Below are 6,210 nucleotides of genomic sequence, written 5' to 3'. Positions count from 1 at the left end.
AGGAGTTATTTAAGACTGCAACAGGATAGTTACATTAGCTGTGGTACAAAACATGGTCTATCTTTCCTACTGGCAGCCCGGCATTATCTGGCGGGAACTGGGTACATTGAATATGGCGGGAGTATAGCATTCTGACCCGTAGAAAAGAGACTCCCCTGAGCGGGGACAAAGCGGCGGTGATACAGAGTTTTTTCGTACCGGATCTTTGCCGAGTGCGCTCTGTCTTCATGCTGCTAATCACCAGCGAACTTCTGGTACTTGTGTTGGCCATTGTTCAGGCCAGTAACAGCTGGATCGACTGGAACTATTTCGCGCTCCTGTCGCTGTTTGTGCAGTGGACGACCCTCACCAGCGCCGCACTGATTTGTCTGCTACGAGATCGGCTGGCCAAAATATCTGTGGCTAAGGCCTCCCTTGCCATTGCCGTCATCGTGCTGCTGGATGTACTCGCCTTCAGCCTGTTTGCCGACAGTGTTTTGCACCCACAACCGGGCATCATCGACTGGCAAGCCATTGCCAAAAAGCTATTATTGGCACTGCTGATTGTGCTGATGGTATTGCGCTATTTTTATCTGCAATACCAGTGGCAACAGCAACGGGAAGCAGAAATGCAGGCGCACCTGGCAGCGTTGCAAGCGCGCATACAGCCGCACTTTCTGTTTAACAGCATGAACACCATCGCCAGCCTTATTGCCTCTGACCCAGAGCAGGCTGAAGAAGCTGTACTGGATCTTTCCGAGCTCTTTCGCGCCAGCCTGCGCACCGGCGACCAGCTCATCCCGCTAGCAAAAGAGCTAGACTTGTGTCAGCGCTATCTTGCTATAGAAGCCCTGCGACTAGGTCCGCGCCTGAAGCTGGAGTGGCGCATCGCCGACGGGCTGAAACGCCAAGCCATCCCACCATTAACCCTGCAGCCGCTGGTAGAAAACGCGGTTTATCACGGCATACAGCCTAGACCAGGCGGTGGTACGGTGCGCATAGAAGCGGAAGCGCGCGGCAACTTTGTATACCTGTTAGTGCAAAACCCAAAACCGGAAAGCAACGGCAACCAACACAACGGCAACCGCATGGCTCTAAGCAATATACAGGCGCGGTTGCAGGCACTGTTTGGCGAGGCTGCAGTGCTGAAACACAGTCACCAAGGAGACGTTTACACAGTGACTTTAAGGCTGCCAAAAACCACACAACACTCATGACAAAACAGAAGATTCTGATCGCCGACGATGAACCTTTGGCCCGGCAACGCCTCCGACGACTGGCCGAGAGCTTGCCAGAATACCTGGTATGCGGCGAAGCCAATGATGGCTCGGCAACCCTTGCCCAGGTTGCCGAGCTGCAGCCAGACATTCTGCTGCTGGACATACGCATGCCGGGCCTTGACGGCATGGAGGCAGCCGCACGCCTGAGCCATCTCAGCAATCCCCCGGCTATTATTTTCTGCACGGCCTACGACAACTACGCGATCCAGGCTTTCGATGTGCAGGCCGTGGCTTACCTGCTTAAGCCCGTGCGCAAAGATGCACTGGCAGAAGCGTTGGCCCGTGCCGGGAGGGTTAACCGGGTACAATTACGAGCTGTTTCTAGCAACCATATTGGCAACAACGCAAGCCGCGAGGCGGCCGAGGACGAACAACTGGCGGTTCGCACCCACCGAGGCACCGAGCTAATAGATATAGCTGAGATCCGCTATTGTCAGGCAGATCAGAAATACGTGACCATTCACCATGCCCGTGGTGAGACTGTGTCTGATTACACACTGAAAGAACTGGAAAACGCCTATCCGCAACAGTTGCTCCGAATTCACCGCAACACGCTGGTGGGCGTCCGTTTTATCCAGGCTTTGAAGCGCACGCCGGATGGCGGCAATCTGGTACTGCTCAGGGATAGCCTGGGCGAGCTCCAGGTAAGCCGTCGGCACACCAGCAACGTGCGCCAATGGTTGCAGGGGCAACAACCCGGCTAAGCGCGATCGCTCGCAACGAGCCTTGCTGCTGTAGACCACTCATAGCAGCCATCCACGGGACTTTTACGGCGCCACAGGGTAACCTTGGCAAACATTTTCAGAACCGGCAGTGAGCACCATGTCTAAACGAACTCTTCGTGTCGCAACCCGCAGCAGCGCCTTGGCGTTATGGCAGGCGGAATTCATCAAGGCTGAACTGGAAAGACTCCACGACAACGTAATTGTGGAGCTGGTCAAGATCAAAACCCAGGGGGACAAAATCCTCGATGTTCCACTGGCCAAGATCGGCGGCAAAGGCCTGTTTGTAAAAGAACTGGAAGAGGCCATGATCGATGGCCGAGCAGATCTGGCGGTGCACTCCATGAAAGATGTACCCATGGCTTTTCCCGAAGGCCTTGGGTTGGTTGCCATCTGTGAGCGAGAAGACCCCACAGATGCCTTCGTGAGTAATCACTACGATAACGTGGACGCTCTTCCGCAGGGCTCTGTGGTTGGTACCGCCAGCTTACGCCGGGAATCTCAGCTTAGAGCCTACCGGCCAGATCTGGAAATCCGGGTTCTGCGAGGTAACGTGAACACCCGCCTGGCCAAATTAGATGCCGGTGACCACGACGCCATCGTACTGGCCAGCTCCGGCCTAAAACGTCTGGGGTTCCACGACCGCATCCGCTACTCCATGCCAGACACTCTCTCCCTGCCCGCCGTTGGCCAGGGCGCGCTTGGAATAGAATGCCGGCTCAGTGACAACGAACTACGTGCCATGCTGGAGCCCCTGAACCACCACGACACGGCTGACCGGGTAAAAGCGGAACGTGCGCTCAACCGCCGCCTTGAAGGTGGTTGCCAGGTGCCTATCGCGGCCTATGCCCTGCTAGAAGACAACGACACTACCGTGTGGTTGCGGGCACTGGTAGGCGCGGTTGACGGCACAAAAATCCTTCGCGCTGAAGGCCGTGCACCCAGAGCGGAAGGCGAGCGCTTGGGCCGCGAACTGGCAGAAGAGCTCTTGGCTCAGGGCGCAGACAAAATTCTGGCAGAAGTTTATGGCCACACTCCGCACTGATCTACCCAACCTGGCTGGCCGGCGTATTCTGATTTGCCGGCCAGAGCCAGAAGCGTCTCGGCTAGCCCAGCAGTTTCAGTCTGCTGGCGCCCAGACGCACGTGTTTCCGCTGGTTGATCGAGAGCCGCTGCCAGAGACCCCGGAACGTCGCACAACCATTCTGAGCCTCGATGAATTTTCTCACATTATCGCCGTCAGCCCTTATGCTGCGCGCCTTTTACTGGAAGAGCTGGACACTTGGTGGCCCCAGCTTCCTGCCGGGCTGAAATGGTACGGCGTGGGCGCAGGCACGGCCAAAGCACTTGCCGAATACGGGCTAAGCCCACGCAAACCCGACGAAGGCTGGACCAGCGAAGCACTGTTAAAGTTGCCGTCTCTGTCGCACCTAGATGGGGAGCGAATACTGGTTGCCCGAGGAGAGGAAGGACGCGAGCTGACCCGAAAAACCCTGGAAGCCCGCGGTGCGCGAGTCACCATAATGCCGCTTTATCGAAGATTCTGCCCGGATTACACTTCGGTACAAGTCGACCTAGCTCTAGATCAGTTTGCACCAGAGGCCATAATTGCGCTCTCTGGGGAAACACTGAACAATCTCATCGCACTATGTGCGAATTGCAGCCATAATCTATACGATAGACCTGTCATTGTACCCGCCCGGCGTATCGCCGATCAGGCTCGCGTAGCGGGGTTCAATGCACCGGTTATACCAGGAAGCCTTGCCGATAATGACATTGTGGCCGCCGTCGCAGAACAACTGGCCGGCCAGGACGGTGGCTCCGGAACAGCCAAGTAAGGACGCCCGTGACTGAGACAACAAAGCAATTACCCGCTGCGATCGAAAGAAAACAACCCACTCGTCAGAGAATCTGGCCACTGTGGATTATTGCCATCATTGCTCTGATCTGTGTTGCCGTGCTGGCGCTATGGAACTGGCAACAATGGAACGGTCAGCAAGCCACCTTGCAAACACTGAAAAACCTACAACAGGATACCGCTCAGTTTGAGGATCGTTATGGCGACAGTGGCAACCGGCAAGGCCAGCGCTTGCAGTCTCTGGAGGACAAGCTCTCCTCCCAGCGGGAGCTGATCGCCACTCAGCAGCGACAGATTGATCACAACGCTCGCGAACTGCTAGAAGCCGGAAACCGCACCCGCACCGACTGGCTCTTGGCAGAAGCAGAGTATCTGCTTCGCATTGCCAACCAGCGTCTGCTGATCGAAAAAGATATTAAAGGTGCCCTCTCCGCTCTTGAAGCGACAGACGATGTACTCACCGAGTCTGATGATATTGGCGTATACCCCGTACGCCAGCAGCTGGCCCAGGAGGTACTGGCACTTAAAAGCCTAACCGGTGTCGACAGAACTGGCCTTTACCTCACCCTCGAAGCCGCCATTGATAGCGTTCACCAGCTTACCGACCAAGCGCTTATCAGTGAACAGGCACCCGGATTTGTGGGCGACTCACAATCGGACGACGCCCCACCCGAAGGCGGCGAGCCAGGCATGTTGACTAAAGGCTGGCAGAAATTTAAATCCACACTGACGCAGGTTGTTGTGGTTCGCCGTTTGGATGAATCGGTTAAGCCACTGCTGTCGCCAGATCAAAGCGCTTATGCTCGGTTGAACCTGCAACTGATGCTGGAAGAAGCCGAAATGGCCGTACTCAGAGGGAACCAACCTGTATATGAGCGCGCGCTTGCCAAAGCACAGGCGGCCGTTACGGACTGGTACGACGGCAGCAATCCACGGATAGATGCACTGTCCAACACCCTGAATGAACTAGCCGAAAACAACGTTGCCCCAGATCTGCCAGACATCAGTAAATCCTTGGATCTTCTCAAAGAGCGGCTCGCAGGTCGCCTCAACAAAGAGAATGGAGACAAGAGCAACAAGAATACTGAAGCCAACGGAGGCGATGATTCATGATCGGCCTTCTTTTGATCGTTCTGTTTGCCCTGTTAATTGGCACAGGGCTTTCCCTGGGGCTGCAATACGACTTGGGTTACATTCGCATCAGCTTGGGTCCCTACCTGGTCGAAACCAATTTTTGGGTTGGCCTTGCGCTGTTTATAGTGGTTATCGCGTTAATTGTTTTAACCATCAACCTGTTCCGCCGTGTGCGGCACGGTAGTGGGTTAATCGCTGGCTGGGTTTCTCGCGGCAAAGAACGCCGAGCAAGACGCCGCACCACTCAGGGCTTACTGGCACTGGCAGAGGGCAACTGGCCAAGAGCCCGCAAGATGCTTACCTCGGCCGCCGACAATGCAGACACCCCCCTTATTAATTATTTGGCAGCCGCCCAGGCAGCCTTCGAGTGTGGTGACCACGAAGCCGAGGACGAGCTGCTGAGAAAAGCCTTTGAAAGCACTCCTGGGTCAGATATGGCCGTAGGCATTACTCAGGCCCAGCTTCAGCTTGCGGGCAACCGCTTGGAACAAGCCCTCGCAACTCTGGTGCGCCTGCGCAAACAATCTCCACACCACCCGTTTGTACTCAAGCTGCTCAAAAACACCTACCTTCGCCTGGAAGACTGGCGCGAGCTATCGAAGCTGCTGCCAGAACTGCGCAAACGTAGCGTGCTGCCGGAATCTGAGCTGGGAGAGATTGAGCGGCAGGTATGGCACAACCTTTTAGAGCGGGCCGCAGAAGATTGCCGCCGCCAGCAAAAGGAAGATCCGACTGCATCGCTGGAACCCCTCACCCGGCTTTGGGATGAGCTTCCGGGTTTTTTGCGCAAAGACGAGGAAACCATCGGGGATTATGCCCGGCTGTTGGCCGATCTTGGCGATGAAGTCCAAACCGAAATCTTGCTACGCAAGGTTCTGCACAGTCATTGGAGTGATGATCTGGTCAATCTTTATGGTCGGATAGAGGGGCGCAAACCAGACGAGCAGCTGCTTACCGCAGAGCAGTGGTTAAAAGATCGGCCGAACAACGCGGAACTGCTACTGGCACTTGGCCGACTGAGCCTGCGTAACGAGCTGTGGGGCAAAGCCCGGGAATATTTTGAGACCAGCTTGGGGTTGCGTCGCAGCCGCGAAGCTCTGGCAGAGCTGAGCCGCCTGAACGCCCACATGGGCAACGGAGAAGCGAGTATCAAGCTGATGATGCAAGGGCTGGCAAAAGACAACGGCCTTCCGAAACTGCCCATGCCCAAAGCCTAACACAGGCGCCAGAACAGGGT

Annotated in this window: 6 protein-coding genes; all 6 read left to right on the top strand. The window is 55.9% G+C overall.

The genetic code is table 11. The features are described 5' to 3' along the window. Positions 1-227: 227 nt before the first annotated feature. The 6 genes from ACTH3S_RS10325 to ACTH3S_RS10300 all read left to right on the top strand — a co-directional run bounded on the left by ACTH3S_RS10325 (position 228) and on the right by ACTH3S_RS10300 (position 6,190). The gene (locus ACTH3S_RS10325) at positions 228-1,196 is read left to right on the top strand and encodes a sensor histidine kinase (RefSeq protein WP_441808927.1); all 969 of its coding nucleotides are present in this window, start codon (positions 228-230) and stop codon (positions 1,194-1,196) included. Continuing rightward, entirely contained in the window at positions 1,193-1,963 is a 771-nt protein-coding gene (locus tag ACTH3S_RS10320) for a LytR/AlgR family response regulator transcription factor (protein ID WP_441808924.1), read from the top strand. Before ACTH3S_RS10325 ends, ACTH3S_RS10320 begins: the two co-directional genes overlap by 4 nt. A gap of 118 nt (positions 1,964-2,081) precedes the next feature. Next, a complete protein-coding gene (gene hemC, locus ACTH3S_RS10315; RefSeq protein ID WP_441808923.1) occupies positions 2,082-3,026 on the top strand; it encodes a hydroxymethylbilane synthase in 945 nt (314 codons plus the stop codon). Continuing rightward, positions 3,007-3,819 carry a uroporphyrinogen-III synthase gene (locus tag ACTH3S_RS10310; protein ID WP_441808922.1) on the top strand — a complete coding sequence of 271 codons (813 nt, stop codon included), beginning with the start codon at positions 3,007-3,009 and terminating at the stop codon, positions 3,817-3,819. The genes hemC and ACTH3S_RS10310 overlap by 20 nt, the downstream gene beginning before the upstream one ends. 8 nt (positions 3,820-3,827) lie before the next feature. Then, a complete protein-coding gene (locus ACTH3S_RS10305; protein ID WP_441808921.1) occupies positions 3,828-4,952 on the top strand; it encodes a uroporphyrinogen-III C-methyltransferase in 1,125 nt (374 codons plus the stop codon). Then, positions 4,949-6,190 (top strand): heme biosynthesis HemY N-terminal domain-containing protein, encoded by a 1,242-nt coding sequence (locus tag ACTH3S_RS10300; RefSeq protein ID WP_441808920.1) that lies wholly within the window; start codon positions 4,949-4,951, stop codon positions 6,188-6,190. Before ACTH3S_RS10305 ends, ACTH3S_RS10300 begins: the two co-directional genes overlap by 4 nt. The last annotated feature ends 20 nt before the right edge of the window (positions 6,191-6,210 follow it).

It is taken from the genome of Marinobacter sp. (assembly GCF_052094685.1).
Taxonomy (GTDB): Bacteria; Pseudomonadota; Gammaproteobacteria; order Pseudomonadales; family Oleiphilaceae; genus Marinobacter.
The sequence above is the reverse complement of the archived record's forward strand: the minus strand, read 5'-3'. Positions and strand labels throughout refer to the sequence as shown.